Source organism: Metabacillus niabensis (genome assembly GCF_902829255.1).
Lineage (GTDB): Bacteria > Bacillota > Bacilli > Bacillales > Bacillaceae > Metabacillus > Metabacillus niabensis.
In genome coordinates this window covers 1-1,122 of sequence record NZ_CADEPK010000382.1, presented here as the reverse complement: position 1 = coordinate 1,122, position 1,122 = coordinate 1, and the positions used below count along the sequence as shown (strand labels likewise).

Here is a 1,122-nt window from a genome sequence, read left to right as displayed (position 1 = left end):
CAAATATAAGTTATGAAAAATTTGCCCAAAGCGTGTATATGTTAACAGAGAAAAAAGTAACATTACAGGAGATTTGGTCTATCTTTATTTCATTACATGGGTTTGTAACACATTATTTGCAAAATGTGAGCACATTTGAGGATGTTAAAGATTTAGCATATGCTCATGCAGACTTTTTAGTAAAAGCTATTTATAACTAAGCCAGGTGGAAGCAACCAGCAAGAATTTTGCTTAGAAAATGGTGCAGGTGAGACTTTTGCGTGTGTTCCTACAGATAAGGCTCACCGCCATCCACGCGGAATGGTTAGCATCTGTAGGAACGAAGAGTCCTCATCACTAGTAAAGGGTAACAGAGTTTACAAAGATAGCTTTTTTTTAAACTTATTTGACCACTGGTTAATAAACTGATGAAAAGAGGAATTGATATGAAAAAAGCATTAGTATTGGGAGCATCAGGTGGAATGGGGTATTCGATTGTCAATGAATTAACAGATAGAGGAATTGAGGTTGTTGCCTTTGCCAGAAGAAAAGATAGACTTATGCAATTATTTCATCAAAATAACCTTGTTACAGTAAAAGAGGGTGATTTACGAAAGAAGGAGGATGTTATTTCAGCTGCTAAAGGTGCTGATGTTATTTTCCACTCGGCAAATATCCCGTATTCTCAGTGGGAGGAGGATCTTGCACAAATCGTTCGACATATTGTTGAGGCTGCAAAGGTCCAATCAGCAAAGCTTGCTGTTGTTGACAATATATATGCATATGGTCGAAAGCCAAATGAATTGGTTACTGAAAACGCACCGAAAAATCCCCATACAAAAAAGGGGAAAATCAGATTACAGCTTGAACAAATTTATCAAGCCTCTCATGTTCCAACGATTATCGCTCATTTTCCAGACTTTTATGGACCTAATGCGAGCAATACATTACTGCATTATACATTTGAAAAAGTAGTGAAAAATAAGAACACAGGAATAATTGGAAATAAAAACATTGCAAGGGAATTTATATATACGCCAGATGGAGCAAAGGCTATCGTTGAATTAGCGTTAACAGATAAGGCATATAATCAAAATTGGAATATTCCAGGCTATGGGGTCATAACGGGAGAAGAAATTATAA

1 protein-coding gene and 1 pseudogene are annotated in these 1,122 nt (G+C 36.3%); both read left to right on the top strand.

The features are described from left to right. Nucleotides 1-200: pseudogene (locus HU235_RS22145) on the top strand (TetR/AcrR family transcriptional regulator); the annotation flags it as partial. Nucleotides 201-425: 225 nt separating this feature from the next. Next, nucleotides 426-1,122: SDR family NAD(P)-dependent oxidoreductase (locus HU235_RS22140; protein ID WP_174881616.1), on the top strand; the 697-nt coding region annotated here is incomplete at its 3' end.